This is a genomic window from Chromobacterium sp. FG22 (genome assembly GCF_057809415.1).
The window spans coordinates 12,956-36,437 of record NZ_JBMDJX010000030.1; the positions used below are offsets into that span (position 1 = coordinate 12,956).

The following is a 23,482-nucleotide window of genomic DNA, read 5'->3' on the forward strand; positions in this document are numbered from 1 at the left end:
AAACAGAAAAAGCCGGCGTGGCGCCGGCCTTGGAAACGGAGGATTATCGAGCGGGCTTATCACCCCAGTGTAGCGGCTGGGCAGCAAGGCGACACCAGGGCTTCCCGCCGGTTTCAGGCAAACAGTCTCAACGCGGCCACGCTGCCGGGGGCGATGCCGCGGTCGTCCATGCTGCCGTAGATGTGCAGCAGCTGGTCGCGGATGCGGGTCAGGCCGGCGTCGGACAGCGGACGGCGGTTGTCGTCCACCAATTGGGCGTCGAACTCCTGCGCCAGCTGGCGCGCGAAGTAAACGGCGCGGTCGAACACCTCGACGCCGCCGGCCACGCGCGGCACGTCGAACAACAGCGTCAGCGCCGGGAAGGACTTGTCCAGCAAGGTATGGAAGGTGAACGGCATCTGGTCCGCCGCCATCAGCGAATACAGGGTGTTGCCGGAGTCCGCCAGATAGTGGAAGGCGCCGTCCGGCTCCAACTGCAGGCCGGCGGCCTCGGCGAAGCTGCGCAGACGCGTGCCTTCTATCGGCCCCTGCGGCACGATGTTGATGCCGATCAGCACGTCCACGTCGGCGCAGAAACGGTCCAGTTCGCGCGCCGCCACCAGCTTCTGCTGGCGCTGCGGGAAGCTGACCGCGGCGTCGTGCTCCTCGGCGAAGCGCGACACCTGCTGGCAGAAGCCGGCCAATTCCTGTTCGGTCACCGCGCCGCTGCGGTCCACCATCTGCATGCTGACGTTGATCTGCTTGTAACGGGTGCCGGGCAAGGCCTCGGCCGGCTTCCACAGGCCTTTTTCGGTGCGGCCGATCAACTGTGTGCGCTTGCCCACGTTGAAGCGCGGAATCGCCGCCAACTCGTGCGGCGCGTGGAACACCACTTCGGCGATGAAGTCCAGCGACGGATCCAGCATCGCCACCACCAGCGCCTGGTGATCTGCGGAGTCCATCTGCGGGATGTCCTCCTCTTCCTCCACCACCGGCACCGCGTCGAAAACCGCTTCGCGCGGACGTTCGGTCTCGGCTCGCGCCGGCTCCGCGGGGATGTGCGGCTCGAAATAAGCGGCGGCGTAATCGTCCGGCTCCGGCGCGGCGTCCACCAGCACCGGTTCCATCCTGTCCTGCTTCACGCCGTCGCGCACATTGTTCTTGGGCACGTCCAGCAACACGTCGTCGTGGCCGCGCGTGAAGGCCTGGCGAGTCTTCTTGCGAAAACGCCATTCCTGGAAAGCATTGAATCCGTAAACCAGGGCGATCACCGCGCCGCCCAGTATCAACACACCAATCTGTAATTCGCTCATCAGCCAGTCCGCATTAAGGCGAATAATCGAAGCCGTCGGCAGCTCCCTCGCCGCGCGCCGGCGCATCTTTCAATGCGCGATGCGGCGTCTTTCGGCAATAGCCAAGCCGACAGCCTCCCTTTAAGTATTCGGCAACAAAACCGTTCGAATCTGGCGTTTCGGCCAGTCGAGAACGGCGATAGACCACGGTTATTATAACGAAAGCCTCAGCTTGCGCACCATTTGGCGGCAATTTAGCCGTAAATGCCTTGCCGCCAGCCTAAATCAAGCCGAGGCGATAGCTGATGCGGGCAATTTGGCGCTTCAAACCGGGTTCGCAACCTGAATTGGATGCCGAATCGCCCCTGCTGGTTCCATCGGACCGCGTCGAACCGCCCCAGTCGGCAGTTCGGCGCCGCGAGTCAGGCCCGCCGCAAGCGGGCCAAATGGAAGCGGAACGTCATTTTCAGGCCCATAAGGTCCGGTAGATGACATTTCTGACAGGGGCGCTCTGAAATATCTCGTGCCAGAATATTTCGTGTTCATGCAAATGAATGATTCCAAATCGTCTTAAACACTGCTTAGGAAAGCAAGGGATAGATCGATGAAAAACACTTCTCAAGCCAGTTTCCTTCCGGTGGTCCACGAGCTGGCGCGCACCTACCAGGCATTCGAACAGTTTGCCAGCCAGCACATTCGTCAGCTGGGCCTGACTCCGCCGCAATTCGACGTGGTCGCCACGCTGGGCCACAGCAAAGGCATGAATTGCAAGGAGCTGTCCGACCGCACGTTGATCACCAAAGGGACGCTGACCGGCGTCATCGACCGGCTGGAAGACAAGGGTCTGGTTACCCGCACCATGCAGCCCAACGATCGCCGCAGCGTGTTCGTCTCCTTGACCCAACACGGAGAACGCCTGTTCGACCAGGCCTTCCCCGCTCATATCGACTATATGCAGATCGCCTTTAAACGCTTTGGCGAACACGACCTATCCGGTTTCTGCCAGGAATTGGGCCGCCTGCGCGAAGGCTTCAGCCTGGCGCTGGAAGAACAGGAAGAAGTCACGGCTTAGGATTTCTCCTGCCGTAACCGCCTTTACCCGGCGGCGAGGCGCGCGGTCCCGCAATGCGGTCCGCCCCTCGCCGCCATTGCGTTTTCAGCGCCGGCCGCGCACGCGGCTCAAGGGCTCTGAAACCGCACCGGCACCGTCAACACCGAATCCACCGCCTGGCCATTGCGCTTGGCCGGCGCAAAGCGCCAGCTTTCCACCGCGGCCTTGGCCGCGCGGTCCAGCCGCGGATAGCCGCTGCTGACCGCCACCGTCACCTCGCCGGCGCGGCCGGCGGCGCTAACGCTGACCCGCAGCAAGACCGTGCCCTGCTCGCCGTTCTCCCGCGACCGCTCCGGATATTCCGGACGCGGATTGTTCAAATATTCGGCGCGATACAAGGCCACGCTGTCCTGTCCGCCGCCCCTTGCCGCGCCGGAAGCGCTTTGCGTCGACGCCGAGCCGGCCGGCTCGCCTTCCACGACGCTGGAGCCGCCTCCAAGCGCCGTCGGCAACGATGGACGCTGCCGCGGCGCGGCCGCAGCCGGCGGCACCGCAATAGCCTTGGCAATGGGAAGGCGCTTGGACTGCGGAGATTGGCGGCGCGGGACCGGCGACGCTTTGGCCGCGTCCAACCTAGCCCCTACGTCACCGGGAACGCCGGCGGCCCGCGGCGCCGGCAGGCTTAGCGTCAGTACCGCGGCGCGAGCAGAAGGCCGCGGCGCGAACGGCCGCCAGCAAAACAGCAACAAGGCGTGCAGCAGCAAAGACGCCAGCAAGGCCCAAGCCCATCCAGGCCGCGCGCGCATCGCTCGCCTCAGCAGCGCATCCGGCTGCCCGGCCGGCTGTATTGCCACCAAGCCACCAGCATGGACACCAGATAAAACACAAAGAACATGCCGAAGGCCGGCAGGAAGCTGCCGAAGGCGGCCAGCGCGCTGCCGAAGGACTTGGGAATCACGAAACCGCCGAAGGCCGCCATCACCGAGCTGACGTTCATCGCCGACGCGCCGCGGCGGCCGCCGCGCGCATAGGCCTCGGCGATGTCCAGGCCGGCGGCCTTGGCCCCTTGGCCGGCCTGCAACAGAAAAACCTTGGGCGCCAACTGGAAGGAAGAACCATTGCCGACGCCCGCGGCGAAGAAGATCAGCTGGAACATGGCGAGGAACAACCAGAACGAACCGCCGTTGCCGGCGGAGGGCATGCTCAGGTAGACGCCGACGGTGGCCAGCGCCATCACCCCGTTGCTGAGCATGGTGGCGATGCCGCCGCCGATGTGATCGCCCATCCAGCCGCCCAGCGGCCGCGACAAGGCGCAGACCATGGGGCCGATGAAGGCATAAGGGGTGACGTCGACCAGCGGAAACATATTGCGCGCCAGCAAGGGAAAGGCGGCGGCGAAGCCGAGGAAAGTGCCGTAGCTGCCCATGTACAGCAGGCAGATATACCAGGTGTGCGGGTCGCGCATCGCGTCCAGCTGGTCATGCGGCGTGATGCGCAGCTTGGGCAGATCATGCGCGTACAACAGGCAGGCCAGCGCGATGACCACGATGAAGGGCAGCCATAGATAGCCGGCGTTCTGCAGCCACACCGGGTGAACGACGCCGCCGACGCCCCAGATCTGCGGCCCGCCCGCCTCGCCGAACAAGGGCAGCAGAATGACCACCGGAATCGCCAGTTGCGCCACCGACACGCCCAGATTCCCCAAGCCCGCGTTCAGCCCCATCGCCAGCCCCTTGGCCGCCTTGGGAAAGAAGAAACTGGTATTGGACAGATGGGAGGCGCTGGCGCCGCCGCCGATGCCGCACAGGCCGGACACCAGCAGCAAGATGGGAAACGGCGTAGAAATGTCCTGCACCACCGCGGCCACGCCCAAAGCCGGCAGCAAGAGCAGCAAGGTGGAAATGCCCAGCCACAGGCCGCCGCCCACCCAGCTCCAGATCCACGAGTACAGCAGCCGCATCAGGGCGCCGACCAGCGGCGGGATAGACACCAGCAGGAACTGCTGCTGATTGCTGAGCGCGAATCCGACCGCCGGCAGATTGACCACCACCATGCTCCACATCATCCAGATATTGAAGTTCAGGTGCAGCGACAGGATGGACAGCCAGAGATTGCGATTGGCGATGCGCCGCCCGCGGCGCAGCCAGAAGATAGGGTTTTCAGGTTCCCAACGCTTGATGCTTACGGTCATGCCCATTCATCCAGCAATGATATCGCCCGACGGCCGCTGCCGTCGGGAAGCTGCGCAGTATGCCATCCGCGCGCGCGGCCCGGTTTGCGCGCCGTCAAACTGTAACTGACGACAATAGTCCTCACCAGCCTGTTTAAACGATGACTAACAAAAACCTGGCCGACGCCAAGCGGACTTTGCCATTGCGCCAAGCGCTTGTTCAAAAGCTCGCCGGCGAGGGCGAGACAAGGCGAAAACAGCTGAGAAAGCGGAATGTACGTGTGGTACATGAGCATTTCGAAGCGGTACTCACCGTGTGACGTCTCACGACGCGCAGCAGATCGTAAACAGCTTCTTAGGCGGTTTCCCGCATTTTCAACGCTTCCACGATGTCCACCGCCACAATGCGGCTGACACCCTGCTCCTGCATGGTGACGCCCACCAATTGCTCGGCCATTTCCATGGTCAGCCGGTTATGAGAAATATAGAGAAACTGCGTGCGCTCCGACATCTGCTTGACCAGATCGCAGAAGCGGCTGGTATTGGCGTCGTCCAGCGGCGCGTCCACCTCGTCCAACAGGCAGAACGGCGCGGGATTCAGAGAGAACAGCGAGAACACCAGGCTCATCGCCGTCAACGCCTTTTCCCCGCCGGACAGCAGGTGAATGGTGCTGTTCTTCTTGCCCGGCGGCTGGGCGATGATCTGCACGCCGGCGTCCAGCAAGTCCTCGCCGGTCAGCACCAGTTCGGCGCGGCCGCCGCCGAACAGCGTGGGGAAGAACTCGCGCATCTTGGCGTTGACCGCGTCGTAAGTGGCTTGCAGCATTTCGCGGGTTTCGCCGTCTATCTTGGCGATGGCCTCCTCCAGCGTGGCCATCGCCTGATTCAGGTCCTCGGACTGAGCCGCCAGATAATCGCCGCGCTTCCGGGCTTCGTCCAGTTCTTCCAACGCGGCCAGATTGACCGCGCCCAGGCCTTCCAGCGCGCGCGCCAGCCGCGCGATCTCGGCGGCCAAGGCGTTCGGTTTCACCGCCTCGCTCAAATCGGCCATCAGCGCGGCTTCGTCGGCGCCGGCGCTGGCCAGCTCTTCGGCGAAGCGCTCCATCGCCAGCCGCGCTTCCTGGTGCTTGAGCAACCAGTCCGAGCGCGCTTCGCGCAGCGCCGGCAAAGCGGCGTTGGCTTGCTGTTGTTGATGGGTCAGTTCGCGCAGCTTCTCGGTCAGGCCGTTTAGCCGGTCACGCACCGCGCCCAGACTATGTTCGCGTTGCTCCCGCTCGGCCAGGGCCAGTTGCAAGGCCTCCTCCGGCACCGCCTCCTCCACCGCCTCGGCCTCTTCGGCCAGGGTTTCCAGGCGCTCGGCCAGTTGCTGGTCGCGCTCGTCCAGTTCGCGACCGCGCCGCGCCAGCTCCGCCACCTTCTGCTCGGCGGTGCTCATTTCCAGCTTGATCTCGTGCAGCATGCGCTCGGCGTCGCGGGTCTTGTTGCGCGCCAGTTGCAAGCCGGTTTCGGCGTTGAGCCGGTCCACGCGCATGTCTTCCAGCTGCACCGTCAGTTCTTCCAGCGTCAGCGCCGTCTCTTCGCCCAGCATTTCGGCCTCGGCGATGCTCTGACGCGCCAGTTCGCCCTCTTCGGCGATGCGGCCGCGCTCGGCCTCGATCGCCGCCAGCCGCGCCGCGCCCTGCCGCGCGGCCTGATCCAGCTTGACGTGTTCCAGCGTCGCCGCGTTCAGCTCCGCTTCCAAGCGGGTCAGCGCGCCCTTTTGCGCGCGCACCGCCTCGGCCAGCATGCCGCCGCGGCTTTGCAAGGATTCGCGGCGCCGCTGCAAGGCGTCGATTTCCGGCGACAAGGCGTCCAACCGCGCCTGCGCCGCTTCCAGCAGCGCCTTGCGCGCCATCAGGCCGTCGCCGCTGGCTTCGGCGTGCAGGCAGAGGCTGGCGGCGTAAACGCGGTGGCCCTCCGGCGTCAGCAGGCAGGCGCCGGCCGGCAACTGCCCGCGCATGGCCAAGGCCTCGTCCAGCGAGCCGGCCAGGTAAACGCCGGCCAGCCAGTCCTGCAAGGCCGCCTGGAAGGGCTGGGCGGCGCGCACTTGCTGCAGCAACGTCGGCCACGGGCGCTCGGCCTGCCAATCGCGCGCCGCCGCGCCGTCCGCCAGCGCCAGCGCCGCCGGCGGCGGTTCTCCTTGCAGCGCGGCGGCACGCGCGGCAAGACGCTCGCCCAGCGCCGCCTCCAGCGCCGGCTGCCACTTGGGCTCCACCTGCAGGCTTTGCCACAGCTGCGGCGCCTCGGCCAGGCCGCGGCGCTGCAGCCAGGCGTCCAATTGTTCGCTGGCCGCCTCGCGCGCCAGCATGCTGGCCAGCGCGGCGGCCTCGGCCTCGGCCCGCGCCTGTTCGCTGCGCAGCCCGGCCAGTTGTTCGTCCAGTTTTTCCCGCTCGGCCGCCAGGTCCGCTTGCTTGGCCTCGTCGGCCACCAGCCGGCTGCGCACCGTTTCCAGCGCGCCGCGCGCGCGCTCCGCTTCGGCGGCGGCGGCTTGTTGCTTCTCTTGGTCCGGCAGGTTCAGATCGCTCAGCTCGCGCCGCAATGCGTCTTCCCGGCCGGACAGTTGTTCCAGGTTGCGGCGCTGATGCTCGCCGTTCTGGCGCGCCAGGTCGCGATCGCGGCCGAGCTTGGCCTGCTGCGCGGTCAATCCGTTCAATTGTTGTTCGATGGCTCGGTATTCCGCCTCGGCGGTGGGCAGTTCGTCGGCGCCGTCCTCCAGCGTCATCTGCGCCTCTTCCAGCCGCATCTGCGCTTCTTCCCGCCGCGGCAGCCAATCATCCAGTTCGGCTTTCACCTGGCCGCGGCTTTCGGCCAACACCTGGCGCTCGGTGCGCACGGCGCCCAGTTCGCGGTCGACGCGGGCGCGGTTCTGCTCGCGATGGCGCTGAGCCTCTTCCAGCCGCGCCAGTTGGGCGTTGGCCTCGAACAAGCGCTGTTGCGCCTCGTGCACTTCGTCGCTGGCGGCGAAATGGCTTTCGCGCACGGTCTCGGACTCGGCCTCCACATGGGTGACCGCGGCCTCCAGCGCCGCTTCCTCGGTTTCTATGCGCGCCAGTTCCCCGCGTGCCGCCGCCTCGTTGCGCGCGGCCTCTTCGCGCCGCGCCAAGGCCAGCAGGTTTTGCTTGTGCGTCAGCGTGCCGCGCAGATCGTGGTATTGGGCGGCCACTTCGGCCTGCTCGGACAGCCGCTCCACCTGGCGTTCCAGCTCTTGCCGCAAGTCGGCGATGCGTTCCAGATTGGCGCGGGTGTCCGCGATGCGGTGTTCGGTCTCGCGGCGGCGCTCCTTGTACTTGGACACGCCGGCGGCCTCTTCCAGATAGGCGCGCAATTCTTCCGGCCGCGCTTCGATGATGCGGGAGATCATGCCCTGCTCGATCACCGCGTAGCCGCGCGCGCCCACGCCGGTGCCCAGGAACAGATCGGTGATGTCGCGGCGGCGCACTTGCTGGTTGTTGATGAAGTAACTGGATTCGCCCTGGCGGGTCAGCACCCGCTTGATCGACACTTCCGCGTACTGGCCCCAGGCGCCGGTGAGCGCGCCGTCGCCGTTGTCGAACACCAGTTCCACCGAGGCGCGGCTGACCGGCTTGCGCGTGGACGAACCGTTGAAGATCACGTCCTGCATTGATTCGCCGCGCAGCTGCTTGGCCGAGGATTCGCCCAATACCCAGCGCACCGCGTCTATCACATTGGACTTGCCGCAGCCATTGGGGCCGATCACCGCCACCAGTTGGCCGGGCACGGCAATGCTGGTGGGGTCGACGAATGACTTGAAACCGGCAAGCTTGATGTGGGTGAGACGCAAAATGTCCTCGCAATGGCTGGGCGAAAATCGGCATTTTAGCAGTTGCCCGCCTTCGCCGCGCGTCGCGCGCGGACCTGTTGCGCGTCGCGCAGCCGCATCTACCCGGCCCGCCGACTTATGCCATAATGGCCGCATGGAACCGCTATCGTTGTCCAATCAATTCTTGATCGCCATGCCCAATATGGCGGACCCGCTGTTTTCGCGCTCGCTGGTCTTCGTCTGCGAGCACGGCGAGCACGGCGCCATGGGCCTGATCGTCAACAAGCCTTCCGGCATCGCCATGGCGCAGTTGTTCGATCAGATCGATCTGCCGCTGGACGGCGACTCGCTGCGCGCCGAGCCGGTCTACTTCGGCGGACCGGTTCAGCCGGACCGGGGTTTCGTGCTGCACATGCCGGTGGGCAATTGGCAATCCAGCCTGCTAGTCACCGACGACATCGCGCTGACCACGTCCAAGGACGTGTTGATCGCGGTGTCTGAAAACCACAAGCAGCCGGACCGCATGCTGATCACCCTGGGCTATTCCGGCTGGAGCGCCGGCCAGCTGGAGCAGGAGATCGCCGACAACGGCTGGCTGACGGTGCCGGCCCGGCCGGACATCATCTTCGGCCTGCCCTGCGAAGAACGCTACGACGCCGCGATGGCGCTGCTGGGCTTCGATCCCTCGCTCTTGTCCACGGATGTCGGCCATGCCTGAAGGTTGTGCTTTGGCATTCGATTTCGGCGAGCGCCGCATCGGCGTCGCCGTCGGGGACACCCTGCTCGGCATTCCCCACCCGCTCATCACCATAGACACGGAAATCAACGACGCGCGCTTCGCCGCCATCGCCGCCTTGATCGCGGAATGGCAGCCGGCGCAGCTGGTGGTGGGGCTGCCTATGCACATAGACGGCACCGAACACCAGATGACGCAGCTGGCGCGCCGCTTCGCCAACCGGCTCAAGGGCCGCTACGGCCTGCCGGTGTGGCTGGTGGACGAAAGGCTGACCTCGGTGGTGGCCGAATCCATGCTGGAAGAAGCCGGCGTGCGCGGCCGCAAGCAAAAGCCGGCGCTGGACCAGGTGGCGGCCCAGGCCATTCTGCTAACCTGGTTCGAGCATCCCGGCCAGGCCGTCTGAGCCCATCATGAAATTCTCGCCGCAAGCCCGGGTCAGCGCGCTGATGCTGGCCTTTCTCGCCAGCCTGCTGGGCTTGATCGCGGTCTTGCTGACGCCCAGCCATCAATTGCGCGAATGGCGCAACGCGCCGGGCCACGTGGAAAGCAGCCGCATGCTGGTGGTGTCCAGCGACGAGCATCCCGATCAGCTGTACTGGCAGCCGCATGTGCAATACCTGTACACGGTGCGCGGCCAGGTCTACCACAGCGACCGGCTGTTCGCCGTCGACGGCGCCCTGCCGGGCGACCGCAGCAACGCCGACGATCTGACGCGGCGCTTCCCCTCCGGCAAGGCGATCACCGTCTACTACAATCCGCGCAGCCCCGCCGAATCCGTGCTGATCAAGGGCGGCGACAGCGATATCGGCAGCGCCAAATTCATCCTGGCGGCGCTGAGCGCGCTGTTCGGCTGGGCGCTGCTGTACCGGCTGCGGGCCAAGCTGCCGCTGCCGCGCCGGCGCATTCACCGAGGCATCCGCGCCCCATGAGCGAAAAAGTCATCGCCCTGCTGGTCATCGCCATCGGCGTGGCCGTTTCCGCCTATCTCTGGCAGCAGTCCGCCAAGGCCCAGCAAGCCGCCGGCTGGCCCAGCGTCGCCGGCAAGATCGTCTCCAGCGAAGTGGACTGGCGCCACGCGCGCGGCGGCGACAGCTCGGACCGTCGGGAATACCGCGCCATCGTGCGCTACGAATACCGCGTGGCCGACGGCGTCCACCGCGCCGAGCGGCTGCGCTTCCCCAACCCCGGCTACGGCAGCAGCGACGAGCAGGCGCGAGAGATCGTGCAACGCTATCCGGCGGGCAAGACCGTGCCGGTGTTCTACAACCCGCAGAATCCCGAAGAAGCCTGCCTGGAGCCGGGCAAACACTGGTCGGCATGGCTGGCCCAGGCCGTTGGCGCGCTGGTGGTCCTTGTCGGCCTGTTCTTGCTGCGGCGCTGAATTCGGACCCGCCCCCAAGCGACGAACGGCGAAAACCGTCCGCCTGCGCCTATCATTACAAAGTCATCTTTCATTACGCCGACGATATCTGTTTTAATTTTTGGCGTAAGCGCTGACAAGAAATGACATTGCCGTCACAATGTCGCCCCAATCCCGAACTTCGAGCCGTTGACCCGATGACACGCGCGCTGTCGACATTGCTGCTGCTGTGCCTGCTCTTGGCCGGCGGCGTCGCGCATGCCGGCTTCCGGACCTTCAGCGAACGGGACGCCGCCGTCTATTGCAGCGCCGACGCCGGCCTGGACATAGACCGCGTCGCCAGCGCCGGCTGGCAGACGCGTTTCCAGCCGCTGCCGGACGGCAAACTGGCGCGCGGCTACGGGCACGACACCTGCTGGCTGCGGCTCAAGCTAAGCGATGTGCCGCCCCGGCCCTGGCTGGAGCTGATTCCCAGCTATTTGGCGCGGCTAAGCCTGTATCAGCGGCTGCCGGACGGCGGCTGGCAACAGCGGGACATCGGTTCCTGGCGTCCGGTGTCCGCGATGGAGCTGCCGCTGATCGCCGCCAGCTTTTCCCTGCTGCCGCATGAGCAAACGGTCTTCGTCAAAGTCCAGTCGCTGGCCTTGAACGCGCAGCCGCGCCTGTGGAGCGAGGCGGAACTGGCCGCCCACAACAATCAGCGCCTGCTGCAATTGGGTCTGATCTACGGCTATATGCTGACCATGGTGCTGATCGCGCTGGCGGCCTGGCTTATCACCCGCCGGGCACAGCACGCCAAGCTGTTCGGCTACATCCTGGCGGTGGCCTGCCACCGCTTCGCCACCGACGGCATGGCCCGCCTGCTGCTGTTTCCGGAACAGCCCCAGATCGCGCTGCTGTGCAATTACGTCGGTCTGGGCGCCGCCGTCATGCTGGGCTGCGCCTATTTCGCCCATCTGCTGGAGCTGAAGCGCGACTACCCCCGCACCTACCGGCTATACCAGCTGCAGGCCGCCGCCGGCGCCGCCACCGTGCTGTGCGCCTTGTTCTGGCCCTTTGGCCTCGCTTACAGCATTCCGGTCACCCTCTACGCCATCATCGTCATCAATCTGCTGACCCTGCCGGTCTGCTGGCGGCTGTGGCGGCGCAACGACAGCGGCGACCGCCTGATCGCGCTGCATCTGCCCACCAATCTGGCGCTCAACATCCCCGCGCTGCTATTGCATCTGGGACACATCCCCTATCAATCCTGGATCCAGGAATACGGCCGCCTGGCCGATCTGCCGCCCATCACTCTGCTCTACATCGGCCTGTTCCTGCGCATGCGCACGCTGGAGCGCGAACGCATCGAGGCGCTGCATCAGGCCAGCCAGGCCCAGGCCGACAGCCTGCGTCAGCGCGAGGCGCGCGAAGAGCAGGCCGATCTGCTGGCGATGATCACCCATGAAATCCGCACCCCTGTGGCCATCATCGACGCCGCCAGCAGCAGCCTGCGCCTGCTGGAAGAGGACGCGCCGGCGCCGCCGGTGCTGGCGCAGCGGCAGGCGCGCCACGAACGCATCCAGCGCGCCTTGCAGCGGATGCAGGAATTGATGCGGCTGGCCGAGCAGCACGGCCGCGCCGATGTGAGCGACGCCGGCCTGCACAACCGCCCGCTGGATTTGCTGGAGCTGACCCGACGCAGCCTGGAACAACTGGACGCGGACGCGCAGCGGCGCTTCTGGCTGCAAAGCGGCGGCGCGCGCATGCCGCTGTGCGGCGACGACCAATTGCTGACGATGCTGCTGCAGAACCTGATGGAAAACGCCCTGAAATACGCGCACCCGGACACGCCCATCCAGATCGGCGTCCACCGCCTCGCCGACCGCATCGTCTGGCAAATCAGCGACTACGGCCCCGGCATCGCGCCAGGCCAGGAAGAAGCGATTTTCCAGCGCTTCACCCGCTTGGCGGAAACCAGCAACCGCCCCGGCCTGGGACTGGGCCTGCACCTGGCGCGGCGCATCGCCGTCCAACACGGCGGCGAGCTGGGCCTGGACCCTCACTGGCCGCACGGCGCCAGCTTCATCTTGCATCTACCGAAAGCCGCTCATGACGCACATAGCCTTGCTTGAAGACAACCCGGACCTGCGCGAAGAGCTGCTGTTCCAGCTCAAGCGCTGCGGCTACCAGGCCACCGGCCTCGCCTGCGGCCAGGAGCTGGAACGGCATCTGGCCGAACATCCCTGCCGGCTGCTGATACTGGACTTGGGCTTGCCCGATATCGACGGCATGGCGCTGAGCCGGCGGCTGCGCGCCAGCCACCCCGGCCTGGGGCAAGTCATGCTCACCGCGCGCGGCGCGCTGGACGACAAGGTGCAGGGCCTGCAGCAAGGTGCCGACGCCTATCTGGTCAAACCGACGCCGCTGGCGGAATTGCTGGCCACGCTGGCCAGCGTGCTGCGGCGGCTGGACGGCGACGCGGCGGAGCGCGCCGACGGCTGGCGTTACCACGCCGCCAACCGCACGCTGACCGCGCCCAACGGCCAGCAGCTGCACCTGACCCATGCGGAACATCAGGTGATGAGCACGATGCTGCGGCGCGCGCCGGAACCGGCGCACCGTCGCGAACTGGCGGAGGCGCTGGGCGCCAATTATCTGCACTACGACGAACGCAGACTGGAAACCCTGATCAGCCGCCTGCGGCGCAAGCTCAGCGGCATCGCGCCGCAACACAACCCCATCCTGGCGGCCAGAGGCGTGGGCTATGGCTTCAGCGAGCCCTGCCAGCCGCTTTGAGGCGGCAAAAAAAACGCGGCCCGCAATGGGCCGCGCTTGGGCGGAGCAAGAAGGGACGCAGGCTCAGCGGCGGCCGGACTTCTTGCTGTCCCTCTCCTGTTGCCGGGCTTCGCGTTCGGCGGCGCGGATGGCGGCCAATTCCTTAGCGCGCTTTTCCCAGGCCAGCCATTCTTCCGGCCGTTCCAGCGTGATGCGGCCGATATTGCCGTCGCGGAAATCGGTCAGCACGATCTCGGCCGCCTTCTGCACATTGATCTTGCCGCCGGACTGCACCGCGCCGCGCTTGCGGCCTATCATTTCCAGCACCTGCCAATCCTGCTGACCGGCGATGTCGTCCAGCTTGTAGCGCGCGCTCAGCTCCGCCGTGTAGTGCTGCATCAGATACTTGAGCAGCTCCAACGCCACTTCCTCTTCATCCATCGCGTTGCGGCCCACCGCGCCGCTGGCCGCCAGATTGTAGCCGCCCTCTTCCACCTCGATCTTGGGCCACAGCATGCCCGGGGTGTCGAACAACTCCACGTCGTCGGCCAGGATGATGCGCTGCTCGTTCTTGGTGACGCCGGGCATATTGCCGGTCTTGGCCACCTTGCGGCTGCTCATGCTGTTGATCAGCGTGGACTTGCCCACATTGGGAATGCCGCAGATCAACACCCGCAGCGGCTTTTCCAGGCCGCCGCGCGTCGGCGCCAGCTCGCGGCAGGCGGCCACCAGCTTTTGCGCCGGCGCGCGCTCGCCGGCGTCCATGCCCAGCGCCTGGGTGTTTTTCTTAGCGCGATACCAGTCCAGCCACTGCTGGGTGGCGGCGGCGTCGGCCAAGTCCTGTTTGTTCAGGATCATCAGCCGCGGCTTGCCCTTGGCCATGCGCGCCAGCATGGGATTGGCGCTGGAAGCCGGCAGCCGCGCGTCCAGCATTTCAATGACCACGTCGATGTCTTTCAATCGCTCGGCCACATCCTTCCGGGCCTTGTTCATATGGCCGGGGAACCATTGGATTGCCATGCTTCTAGCGCTTTCTTATCGGATCAAGTAGATAGGTTAGGCCATTATGGTCCAGCTCCTGCATCAATTGCAGCAGGCGGCCAATTTCGCCGGGAGGAAAGCCTTCGCGGGCGAACCAGTTCAGATAGTTGCCGGGCAGGTCGCAGATCAGCGTGCCCTTGTGTTTGCCAAACGGCATGGCCCGGGTCACCAGGCTTTGCAAATCATCGGCTTGCATTGCGCCTCTCGTTCAAACAGCCTGCGCATTGTGCCAAAACCGCAGCCCGCTGGCCATGCCCGCGCCCCTGGCTTGACATGGCGCAAGCGCCGGCCGGGTTTTGCTGGGGGCCGCCAGGCGCGCGGTTTAGCATGTAGGCGGCTTTCAAAAACCAGCGGCTCGCCGGCCGCCCATTTTCCGGTTCGCGCAGAACCTTGCCGGGCGCCGGGCATTGCATATGCCCGCGCCCGCTCTTTTTGTCCGGAGGCCGCTCACTCCGGCATCGGTTTGCCGTCGTTGAAATTCAGGAAACCGCGCACGATGCGGTACACGTACCACACCCAGGTAACGCCCAAAATCACGAAGCCCACCAGGATCCAGGCCAGCGCCACGCCCAACACGGTGCCGAGCAAGGCCCACCAGAAGGTGCGGATCTGCCAGCTGAAATGGCTTTCATAGCGCGTGCCGCGCACATCGTCGCGCTTGACGTAGTTGATGATCACCGCCACCAAGCCGGTCAGGCCGACAAACAGGCTGATTGCCTGCAGGATATAGACCACCAGGGTCAGATTATTCAGTTTGCGTTCGTCTTCTTGCGTGATCACGTCCATGGACATCATGCCTCCCCGGCTCAAAATTTATGCTAAACAATTATCAAGATACCCTAGCCAGCAGCGCTTGCAAGCGCTGTTCGCAATGCCGCGTCAACGCCGCTTCCCCTCTGCCGCCGGCCAGGGCCAGCGCCACCTCGGCGCTGCGGCTCCAGGCCTGCAAACACGATTCGCCGCCGGCGTCCGCCACCAGAATGGGCAAGGCCGGCGCGAACGGCAGGCCGATCTGTTCCGACCAGGCGCGGCAGCGGCGGTTCGCCAGATCCAGCCGGGCAAAGCTCTCCGCCGTCACCAGCACGTGGCTGAGGCCCAGCAGCAGAATGCGCGCGGCCAGCCAATCCGCCGCGTCGGCCAGCCGCGCCGGCGTCTCCCCGCTCCGTTCGCGCCAGCGTTGCGCGGCCAACAGCATGGCCATCGCGCGCAGCTGCGGCAGCCGGCTTTCCAGCACGCCGCCGTCGCGCCGCGCGGCGGCCATCCACGCGGCGTCCGGCGCCGGGCGGTTGGCGTAGCGTTCGCCGTCGGTCAACACTTTCACCGGAACGGCGTCGCTGGGACACAGCAGGGACCAAGACTGGCGCGCGATTTGCGCGGCATCGCTGACTTCATTCATGGAACGGACCTCCTGGGGTCTGGCCTGGCTTCCGGAGGTCATGTATTTCGGGGAGGAAAAACAAATGCCGCCGGTAGCGCGGCGGCATTTATCGGGAATCTTTACTAGTGCTGGGTCAATCTTTCAGTCCACAGCCATCCCTTGGCGCCGCCGGTGTGCGGTACCAATAAAAATAGCTGTTGAAGAAGGCGAAAGATTGGGTCATGTCGTGCATGCTGCCAACAATAGGCCCGGCTTGTCAAGAAAAACCCCGGAGCATGCTCCGGGGTTTCGCCAGACCATCCCGCTTACATATTGGGATAGTTGGGGCCGCCGCCGCCCTCAGGCACGGTCCAGACGATGTTCTGGGTCGGGTCCTTGATGTCGCAGGTCTTGCAGTGCACGCAGTTCTGCGCGTTGATCTGCAAGCGCGGCTCGCCCTCTTCGCGGCCGACGATCTCATACACCCCGGCCGGGCAGTAGCGTTGTTCCGGCGCGTCGTACTTGGCCAGATTGAACTGCACCGGCACGCTGGCGTCCTTCAGCTTCAGATGCGGCGGCTGGTCTTCGCCGTGATTGGTGTTGGAAATGAACACCGAGGACAGACGGTCGAAGGTCAACACCCCGTCCGGCTTGGGATAGGCGATGGGCGCGCACTCGTCGGCCGGCTTCAGGCTCTGATGGTCGGCCTGGTGGTGGCGCAGCGTCCACGGCGCCTTACCGCGGAACAAAAAGGTGTCCAGCGCCGAATAAATCATCGCCGGCCACAGACCCCAGCGGAACGACGGCCGGATATTGCGCACCCGGTGCAGTTCCTCGTGCAGCCAGCTTTGCTTGAATTTCTGGCTGTAGGCGGTGGCTTCGCGCGCCGGCTGTTCCTGGCCCAGCAGTTCGAACACCGCTTCCGCCGCCAGCATCGCCGACTGCATCGCGGTATGGGTGCCCTTGATCTTGGGCACGTTGAGGAAGCCGGCGGTGTCGCCCACCAGCAGGCCGCCGGGGAAGGTCAGCCGCGGCAGGCTTTGCAGGCCGCCCTCGGTCAGCGCGCGCGCGCCGTAAGACAGCCGGCGGCCGCCTTCGAACACCTTGCGGATGGCCGGATGGGTCTTGAAGCGCTGGAATTCATCGAACGGCGACAGATAGGGGTTCTGGTAATCCAGGCCGATGACGAAGCCGACCACCACCTGATTATTGTCCAGGTGGTACATGAAGGAGCCGCCGTAGGTGGCGGTGTCCACCGGCCAGCCCACGGTATGGGTGATGCTGCCCGGCTGATGCAGTTCCGGCCGCACCTCCCACAATTCCTTGATGCCGATGCCGTAGGTTTGCGGATCGGCGCCGTCGTGCAGGCGGAAACGCTCGAACAGCGTCTTGGTCAAGGAGCCCCTACAGCCTTCGGCGAAGATGGTCTGCTTGGCCCACAGCTCCATGCCAGGTTGCCAGGCGTCGGTTTTCTCGCCGTCCTTGCCGATGCCCATATCGCCAGTGGCCACGCCCTTGACCGAGCCGTCCTCGTGATAGAGCACTTCGGCCGCGGCAAAGCCGGGGTAGATTTCCACGCCCAGTTCCTCGGCCTGCTGGCCGAGCCAGCGACAGAAATTGCCGAGGCTGACGATGTAGTTGCCGTGATTATGCATCTGCGGCGGCGTCGGCAATTGGATGGATTCGGTTTCGGTCAGCAACAGGAAACGGTCGGACTTGGCCTCGGTGTTCAGCGGCGCGCCTTTTTCCTTCCAGTCCGGGATCAGCTCATTGAGCACCCGCGGTTCGATCACCGCGCCGGACAGGATGTGGGCGCCGATTTCCGAGCCCTTCTCCAATAGACAGACGCTGATCTCCCGGCCCTGCTCCGCCGCCAGCTGCTTCAGGCGAATCGCCGCGGTCAGCCCGGAGGGGCCGCCGCCGACGATCACCACATCGTATTCCATGTAATCGCGTTCCACTGCATCTCCTTAATCGCGCGCCGGGTTCAAAAGCCCCGCTACCGCATGCATGTTGCATGGCGCGCGATCAAAAATCAAACAACCGTTTAAAAACTGTCAGACGCCCGACCGCCGGCCGCCCGTCTGACTTCAATCTGTAAAGGCTCACCCTGTTGCAAATGCACATCGCGCTGCGGGAAGGGCAGCTCGATGCCGGCCTTGGCCAGCGCGCCGTCTATCATGTGACGCAGATCGCTGGCCACCAGCACGGAATCGGCGTCGCCGATGTCCAGCCAGTACTCCAGCTCGAACTCCAGCGCGTCGGCGCCGAAGTTGCTGAACAACACCCGCGGCGGCGGCTCCTTGAGCACCAGGCCGTGTCGCTCCGCCTCCGCCAGCAATAGATTGCACACCTCGCGCGGCGGGCTGCCGTAAGCCACGCCGATGGCGATTTTCCGGCGAATCCGCCGGTTGCTGTAAGTCCAGTTGGTCACCGCGCTCTCCACGAAGGTGGAGTTGGGGATCAGCGTCTCGATGCCGTCGCCTGCGCGCACCACCGAAGAACGCAGCCCTATGCTGCTGACGGTGCCGCTGATGCCGCCGACCTGGACAAAGTCGCCCACTTTCAGCGGCCGCTCCACCAAGAGCATCACGCCGCTGATCAGGTTCTTCAGCAGGTTCTGAGTGCCGAAGCCGATGCCGATCGCCAGCGCGCCGCCCAGAAAGGCGAACACCGTCAGCGGAATCTTGACCAGATTGAGCGCGAACACCACCAGCAGGGCGATCACGCAGACATAACTCCAGCGCCACCAGATATTGGCGGCGGCCTCGCTGAAGCCCAGCCTATGCGTGGCCAAGCGCCGCAAAGCGCGCAGCAGCGCGGTGCTGGCGGCGTAGCCTATCAGCAGCACCAGGATGGCGCCCAGACTCTTGCCTATGGTCACGCTGCGGGTGGCCTGCACTTTCTGGCCGTTGATCTCCACGCTGTCGTCGGCGCTGAACAGTTCATAATTCCACAGCGCCCGCGCCGCCTGCAACACGCGCTCGCTCAGCCGGCGGGACACCTCCTGCGGCGTGCCCTCCGCCGGCGCGCCGACGTCGAACTCCTGCTGCAACAGCAGAATGCCGGTCAAGGCCGCCTGCACCGGCTGTTGGGCGGCGTTGACGATGTCCAGCCGCTGGCGCAGCAGTTGCAGCATCGCCAGCGCGTGGCCGCCGCCGCGGTCCAGGCCGACTTCATGCTGCACGTCCGCCATCTTGGCCATGGTCAGCTCCGCCTCTTTTTGCAGGTAATCGCGCACCGCGCCCAATTCCTCGCCGGCCTGACGGCTGGCGCTGGCCACCTCGGCCAGATTGGCCGCCTTGCCGGCGTACAACTGGTAGCGGTACTCCCAGATGCCGCCCTCCTGCGAGTTCGCCTCCTGACGGATGCGCATCAGCTGCACCGCGAGGTCGCTATTGTCCAGAGCCTGGCGCTGCTCGACTGTGCGCTGGGTCAAATCCTGTAACAGCGCGGCCTGCGCCGGCGCGTCCTTTTTCTGCTTCAGGGCCGCCAACTGCCGCTCCAGTTCCTCCAGCTCGGCCTTGACCCGGCGGCGGCGCTGCTCGTGCGCGCTCATCTCCCGCTCCAGGCGCAGGCGTTCCTCTCCCAAGCGCCGTTGCACCCCGTCCAGCTCCGCCGGCTGGAAACGGACCTGTTTGCCGACGCCGTCCAGTTGCTTCCGCCACAAGTCCAACTGCGCCTGCAAGGTCTGCTGACGGATGCGCAGCACCTGCCCCAAGGCGTCGAACTGCAGCAGTTCCGACGCGCTGATGTCGCGGCGCCAGCGCGCGCCGTCCATCCGCCAGCGCAGCGCCTCGGCCTCGCCGGCCGCGGCCCCTTCCAACTGCTCCCGCGCCTGGCGCAGACTCACCTCGTTGAGCTTGAGGCTGTTGCGCATCGCCTCCTGCATCTGCGACAACATCAGTTGCTGCGCCTGCTGGGTATCCTTTTCCCAGCCGCCGGTCTGCAGGCGGCTGCGCAAGCCCTCCACCAAGGACACCGGATAAGGGCCGGCTTGCGCAAAGCCGCTCCAGTTGCGCAAGGCCTCTTCGGCCTCGGCTTGCTGCCTCAGCCTCTGGTCGCGTTCCCCCGCAAGATCCAGCTGCCAGGCGTAAGACGCCACCAAGCGTTCCAGCAAGGCGCGGCGAAACAACAGCTCGCCCGGGGTGACGCCGGCCGGCAACTTGTCCAGCTTGATGGTTTCCAATTGATCCAGCGCCTGCTGCGCCTCGGACAGCTTGTCCGCCACGCTGACCGCGGGCGCCGAAGCCGCCGGCTTGGCCGCGGGTTTGGACGCGGCCGGCAAGGCGGCGTAAGCCCCGGCGCAGGACAAGAGCCCGGCAAACAGGCAACAGACGGCAAAGAAGCGGCTCTTCACGCTAGGCATTTCATTGAACAAGCGGTGGACCTTGCCCCGGCGCAGACCGCCGGCGGCAACTCGACGGCGCATTTTCGCACGAATCCGCGCGCGGCACCCAGGCCCAAACCATGCCAAAGGCATGTACTCGTCTCAGATCACGCCCGCCCCACGCAGGCGGGCAATGTCCTCGGCGCCGTAGCCGGCCTTCTCCAGCAAGGCGTCGGTGTGCTGGCCCAGCCGGGGCGGCGCCTCGCGATATTGCGGCGGCGTGTCCGACAGTTTGATCGGGCAGGCCACCAGGGGCACGGCCTGGCCGTCCAGACCCGGCAGTTCGATCTGCATCTGACGATGCCGGATTTGCGGATCGGCGAAGGCCTCGTCCACGGTATTGATCGGTCCGCAGGGCACGCCGGCCTGATCCAGCCGCGCCAGCCAGGCGTCGCGCGGCTGAGCCAGGAAGCCGGCGGCCAGCAAGGGCACCAGCTCGTCCCGGTGCGCGACGCGCTGCGGATTGCTGGCGAAACGGGCGTCGTCGGCCAGTTCCGGCCGGCCTATCAGCTCGCACACCGAGCGGAACTGGCGGTCGTTGCCGCAGGCCAGGATGAAGTGGCCGTCGCCGGCGCATTTGAATACTTGGTAGGGCACGATATTGGGATGGGCGTTGCCCAGGCGCGGCGGCACCGCGCCGCCCACCAGCCAGTTCATATTGACGTTGGCCAGCATCGCCAGCGCGCAGTCGAACAAGGCCATATCGATATGCTGGCCGCGCCCGCTGCCTTGCCGCGCCCACAGCGCGGCCTGGATCGCGTTGGCGGCGTAGAGTCCGGTGAACAGATCGGTGACCGCCACGCCCACCTTGTGCGGCTCTCCGTCGGCCGGGCCGGTGATGCTCATCAGGCCGGACATGCCCTGCACGATATAGTCGTAGCCGGCCATCTGCGCGTACGGCCCGTCCTGGCCGAAGCCGGTGACCGAGCAATACACCAGCCGCGGGTTGAGTTCGGCCAGGCTGGCGTAGTCCAGCCCGTACTTGGCCAGCCCGCCCACCTTGTAGTTTTCAATCAGCACGTCGGCGTCGGCGGCCAGCCGGCGGACGATCTCCTGCCCCTCCGGCTTGGCGATGTCCACGGTCAGCGATTTCTTGCCGCGGTTGGCGCACAGAAAATAAGCGGCGGTGCCGTCCGGCAGGCTGGGCGGCGCCCATTGCCGGGTATCGTCGCCGCAGCCCGGGCGCTCCACCTTGATCACTTCCGCGCCCAGGTCGGCCAGCAACTGGCCGGTCCACGGCCCCGCCAATACCCTGGACAAATCCAATACCTTGATGCCTTCCAGCGCGCCCGTCATCTGCGTCTCCCGATACATGCAACCCATCGAAAAAAAAGCGGCCCGGCAAGCCGGGCCTCCAAGGACAGACAGGAATAACGGCGCGGCCGGCCTCCCGGCCGCGCCGGCTTATCAGGCAAACGCCTGAATACCGGTCTGGGCTCGGCCCAGAATCAAGGCATGCACATCGTGCGTGCCTTCGTAAGTGTTGACCGCCTCCAGGTTCATCACATGGCGGATCACGTGGAATTCGTCGGCGATGCCGTTGCCCCCGTGCATATCGCGCGACAGCCGGGCGATGTCCAGCGCCTTGCCGCAGTTGTTGCGCTTGATCAGCGAGATCATTTCCGGCGCGGCCTTGCCTTCGTCCATCAGGCGTCCCACGCGCAGCGCCGCGTGCAGGCCCAGGGCGATCTCGGTCTGCATATTGGCCAGTTTCAGCTGGATCAATTGATTGGCGGCCAGCGGACGGCCGAACTGCTTGCGGTCCAGCGTGTACTGGCGCGCCGCGTGCCAGCAGAATTCGGCGGCGCCCAGCGCGCCCCAGGCGATGCCGTAGCGCGCCTTGTTCAGGCAGCCGAACGGCCCCTTCAAACCCTTGACCCCCGGCAGGATGGCGTCTTCCGGCACCAGCACGTCGTCCATCACGATCTCGCCGGTGATGGAGGCGCGCAGCGAGAACTTGCCGTGGATCTTGGGCGCGGACAGCCCGGCCATGCCCTTCTCCAGCACAAAGCCGCGGATTTCGTCTTCGTCATCCTTGGCCCAGACCACGAACACATCGGCCTGCGGGCTGTTGGTGATCCACATCTTGCTGCCGTTGAGCAGATAGCCGCCGTCCACTTTGCGCGCCCGCGTCTTCATGCTGGCCGGGTCCGAGCCGGAGTCCGGTTCGGTCAGGCCGAAACAGCCCAGCCATTCGCCGCTGGCCAGCCGCGGCAGGTATTTATCCTTCTGCGCGTCCGAGCCGTAGGCCCAGATCGGATGCATCACCAGGCTGGACTGCACGCTCATCGCCGAGCGGTAGCCGGAATCCACCCGCTCCACTTCGCGCGCCACCAGGCCGTAGGCCACGTGGTTGAGGCCGGCGCAGCCATAGCCTTCTATGGTGCAGCCGAGCAGGCCGAGCTCGCCCATCTCGTTGATGATTTCGCGGTCGAAGCGTTCTTCGCGGTTGGCGCTCAACACCCGCGGAAACAACTTGTCCTGACAGTAGTCATGGGCGCTCTGCTGCACCATGCGTTCTTCTTCACTCAGGCATTCGGCCAAAAGCAAAGGATCGTCCCAGCTGAACGGCGCGCGACTGGAGGGGGCTGCCATAGGTTCTGTCTCCGCGTTACTTGTTCCGCATTGCGGAACTTGGTTTCACATTGCAGAATAGGCTAATCGCCGCCTGGACGGATGTAAAGCGTTTTTGCGAAACTCGACGCCCGCCCCCGGCGCGCAACCCAAGCGGAGGCTCACGAGACAAGATGGATTCAATGGATTTGGAAACGGACAAGGACAGGCTGTTCGTCACCGCGCTGGCGCGCGGACTGGAAGTGCTGGCGGCGTTTCGCCCCGGCGAACTGGCGCTGTCCAATCAGGAGCTGGCCAAACGCACCGGCCTGCCCAAATCAACAGTGTCGCGTTTGAGCTACACTCTGACCCGCCTGGGCTATCTGGCGCAGGACGAAGCCAGCGGCCACTACCGGCTGGGACTGGCGGTGCTGGCCTTGGGCTCCACGGTGCTCGCCAGCTACGATATCCGCCAGATCGCCGGGCCGCTGATGCGCGAGTTCGCGCTGGAGCAAGGCCTGTCCATCAGCCTGGCGCTGCGCGACGGCAGCGATATGGTGTATCTGGAAACCTGCCGCAGCCCGGCCCGCATTTCGGTGCAATTGACCGTGGGCTCGCGGGTGCCCCTGGCCACCACCGCCATCGGCCGCGCTTATTACGCCGGCTTGCCGGCGGCGGAGCAGCCCAAGCTGCAAGCACTGCTGGCCGCGCGCTACGGCGCGGAGTGGCCGGAAATAGGCGCGCGCCTGGAGGAGGCCCGCCAGGCCTATCTGCGCCAGGGTTATTCAGCGTCTTTCGGAGAATACGAACCGGATGTGATGGCCGTGGGCGTGCACTTGGCCGTGCCCGGCCAGGCGCCGATGGCCTTGAACGCCAGCGGCCCGGCCTTCGCCTTGAGCGAAGGCGCGATGCGCGAACGCATCGCGCCGGCCTTGAAGGCCTTGCGTCAGCGGCTGGCGCCGCTGGGCTGAGCGCA

The 23,482-nt window shown here is 65.6% G+C and carries 21 protein-coding genes; 8 read left to right on the forward strand and 13 right to left on the reverse strand.

The window, feature by feature from the left end:
• Positions 1–113: 113 nt before the first annotated feature.
• Positions 114–1,292, reverse strand: coding sequence for a cell division protein ZipA C-terminal FtsZ-binding domain-containing protein (locus tag ACODSD_RS21400; protein ID WP_227106779.1), 1,179 nt, complete (start codon positions 1,290–1,292; stop codon positions 114–116).
• A 583-nt stretch (positions 1,293–1,875) separates the two neighbouring features.
• On the opposite strand from ACODSD_RS21400, the gene ACODSD_RS21405 reads away from it, so the two are divergent.
• Positions 1,876–2,343: a MarR family winged helix-turn-helix transcriptional regulator gene (locus ACODSD_RS21405; RefSeq protein WP_019103187.1), complete on the forward strand. Its 468-nt coding sequence runs from the start codon at positions 1,876–1,878 to the stop codon at positions 2,341–2,343.
• Between the two features lie 107 nt (positions 2,344–2,450).
• On the opposite strand, the gene ACODSD_RS21410 is transcribed toward ACODSD_RS21405, so the two are convergent.
• The 4 genes from ACODSD_RS21410 to smc form a co-directional block, all read right to left on the reverse strand.
• Positions 2,451–2,873 carry an energy transducer TonB gene (locus tag ACODSD_RS21410; RefSeq protein ID WP_488878284.1) on the reverse strand — a complete coding sequence of 141 codons (423 nt, stop codon included), beginning with the start codon at positions 2,871–2,873 and terminating at the stop codon, positions 2,451–2,453.
• A gap of 263 nt (positions 2,874–3,136) precedes the next feature.
• On the reverse strand, positions 3,137–4,513 hold the full coding sequence (locus ACODSD_RS21415) for an MFS transporter (protein ID WP_227106777.1): 1,377 nt from the start codon (positions 4,511–4,513) through the stop codon (positions 3,137–3,139).
• Positions 4,510–4,782 carry a hypothetical protein gene (locus tag ACODSD_RS21420; protein ID WP_488878285.1) on the reverse strand — a complete coding sequence of 91 codons (273 nt, stop codon included), beginning with the start codon at positions 4,780–4,782 and terminating at the stop codon, positions 4,510–4,512. The genes ACODSD_RS21415 and ACODSD_RS21420 overlap by 4 nt, the downstream gene beginning before the upstream one ends.
• 65 nt (positions 4,783–4,847) lie before the next feature.
• Positions 4,848–8,468, reverse strand: a complete 3,621-nt coding sequence (smc, locus tag ACODSD_RS21425; protein WP_488878286.1) for a chromosome segregation protein SMC — start codon at positions 8,466–8,468, stop codon at positions 4,848–4,850.
• Between smc and ACODSD_RS21430 the strand changes: the two genes are divergently transcribed.
• From ACODSD_RS21430 to ACODSD_RS21455, 6 genes are all read left to right on the forward strand, one after another.
• A complete protein-coding gene (locus ACODSD_RS21430; RefSeq protein ID WP_107798062.1) occupies positions 8,467–9,030 on the forward strand; it encodes a YqgE/AlgH family protein in 564 nt (187 codons plus the stop codon). The two genes, smc and ACODSD_RS21430, sit on opposite strands and share 2 nt — an antisense overlap.
• Positions 9,014–9,451 carry a Holliday junction resolvase RuvX gene (gene ruvX, locus ACODSD_RS21435; protein ID WP_107798061.1) on the forward strand — a complete coding sequence of 146 codons (438 nt, stop codon included), beginning with the start codon at positions 9,014–9,016 and terminating at the stop codon, positions 9,449–9,451. The genes ACODSD_RS21430 and ruvX overlap by 17 nt, the downstream gene beginning before the upstream one ends.
• Before the next feature lie 7 nt (positions 9,452–9,458).
• Positions 9,459–9,977 carry a DUF3592 domain-containing protein gene (locus ACODSD_RS21440; RefSeq protein WP_107798060.1) on the forward strand — a complete coding sequence of 173 codons (519 nt, stop codon included), beginning with the start codon at positions 9,459–9,461 and terminating at the stop codon, positions 9,975–9,977.
• Entirely contained in the window at positions 9,974–10,429 is a 456-nt protein-coding gene (locus ACODSD_RS21445; RefSeq protein WP_107798059.1) for a DUF3592 domain-containing protein, read from the forward strand. The genes ACODSD_RS21440 and ACODSD_RS21445 overlap by 4 nt, the downstream gene beginning before the upstream one ends.
• Positions 10,430–10,605: 176 nt before the next feature.
• Positions 10,606–12,522, forward strand: coding sequence for a sensor histidine kinase (locus ACODSD_RS21450; protein ID WP_488878287.1), 1,917 nt, complete (start codon positions 10,606–10,608; stop codon positions 12,520–12,522).
• Positions 12,500–13,186 carry a response regulator transcription factor gene (locus ACODSD_RS21455; RefSeq protein ID WP_227106769.1) on the forward strand — a complete coding sequence of 229 codons (687 nt, stop codon included), beginning with the start codon at positions 12,500–12,502 and terminating at the stop codon, positions 13,184–13,186. Before ACODSD_RS21450 ends, ACODSD_RS21455 begins: the two co-directional genes overlap by 23 nt.
• Positions 13,187–13,249: 63 nt before the next feature.
• On the opposite strand, the gene ylqF is transcribed toward ACODSD_RS21455, so the two are convergent.
• The 8 genes from ylqF to ACODSD_RS21495 all read right to left on the reverse strand — a co-directional run bounded on the left by ylqF (position 13,250) and on the right by ACODSD_RS21495 (position 22,548).
• Positions 13,250–14,185 (reverse strand): ribosome biogenesis GTPase YlqF, encoded by a 936-nt coding sequence (gene ylqF / locus ACODSD_RS21460; RefSeq protein WP_488878288.1) that lies wholly within the window; start codon positions 14,183–14,185, stop codon positions 13,250–13,252.
• Positions 14,186–14,189: 4 nt separating this feature from the next.
• Positions 14,190–14,402 carry a DUF3820 family protein gene (locus ACODSD_RS21465; protein WP_019100859.1) on the reverse strand — a complete coding sequence of 71 codons (213 nt, stop codon included), beginning with the start codon at positions 14,400–14,402 and terminating at the stop codon, positions 14,190–14,192.
• Between the two features lie 251 nt (positions 14,403–14,653).
• Positions 14,654–14,992, reverse strand: a complete 339-nt coding sequence (locus tag ACODSD_RS21470; protein ID WP_107801617.1) for a DUF4870 family protein — start codon at positions 14,990–14,992, stop codon at positions 14,654–14,656.
• A 43-nt stretch (positions 14,993–15,035) separates the two neighbouring features.
• Entirely contained in the window at positions 15,036–15,602 is a 567-nt protein-coding gene (locus tag ACODSD_RS21475; protein ID WP_253315078.1) for a hypothetical protein, read from the reverse strand.
• Positions 15,603–15,889: 287 nt separating this feature from the next.
• A complete protein-coding gene (locus ACODSD_RS21480) occupies positions 15,890–17,509 on the reverse strand; it encodes an electron transfer flavoprotein-ubiquinone oxidoreductase (RefSeq protein WP_227108533.1) in 1,620 nt (539 codons plus the stop codon).
• A gap of 101 nt (positions 17,510–17,610) precedes the next feature.
• Positions 17,611–19,995 carry a mechanosensitive ion channel family protein gene (locus ACODSD_RS21485; protein ID WP_488878289.1) on the reverse strand — a complete coding sequence of 795 codons (2,385 nt, stop codon included), beginning with the start codon at positions 19,993–19,995 and terminating at the stop codon, positions 17,611–17,613.
• 60 nt (positions 19,996–20,055) lie between these two features.
• Positions 20,056–21,249 (reverse strand): CaiB/BaiF CoA transferase family protein, encoded by a 1,194-nt coding sequence (locus ACODSD_RS21490; protein WP_235084598.1) that lies wholly within the window; start codon positions 21,247–21,249, stop codon positions 20,056–20,058.
• A gap of 111 nt (positions 21,250–21,360) precedes the next feature.
• Positions 21,361–22,548 (reverse strand): acyl-CoA dehydrogenase, encoded by a 1,188-nt coding sequence (locus ACODSD_RS21495; RefSeq protein ID WP_227106762.1) that lies wholly within the window; start codon positions 22,546–22,548, stop codon positions 21,361–21,363.
• A gap of 161 nt (positions 22,549–22,709) precedes the next feature.
• On the opposite strand from ACODSD_RS21495, the gene ACODSD_RS21500 reads away from it, so the two are divergent.
• Positions 22,710–23,477 (forward strand): IclR family transcriptional regulator, encoded by a 768-nt coding sequence (locus ACODSD_RS21500; protein WP_488878290.1) that lies wholly within the window; start codon positions 22,710–22,712, stop codon positions 23,475–23,477.
• The last annotated feature ends 5 nt before the right edge of the window (positions 23,478–23,482 follow it).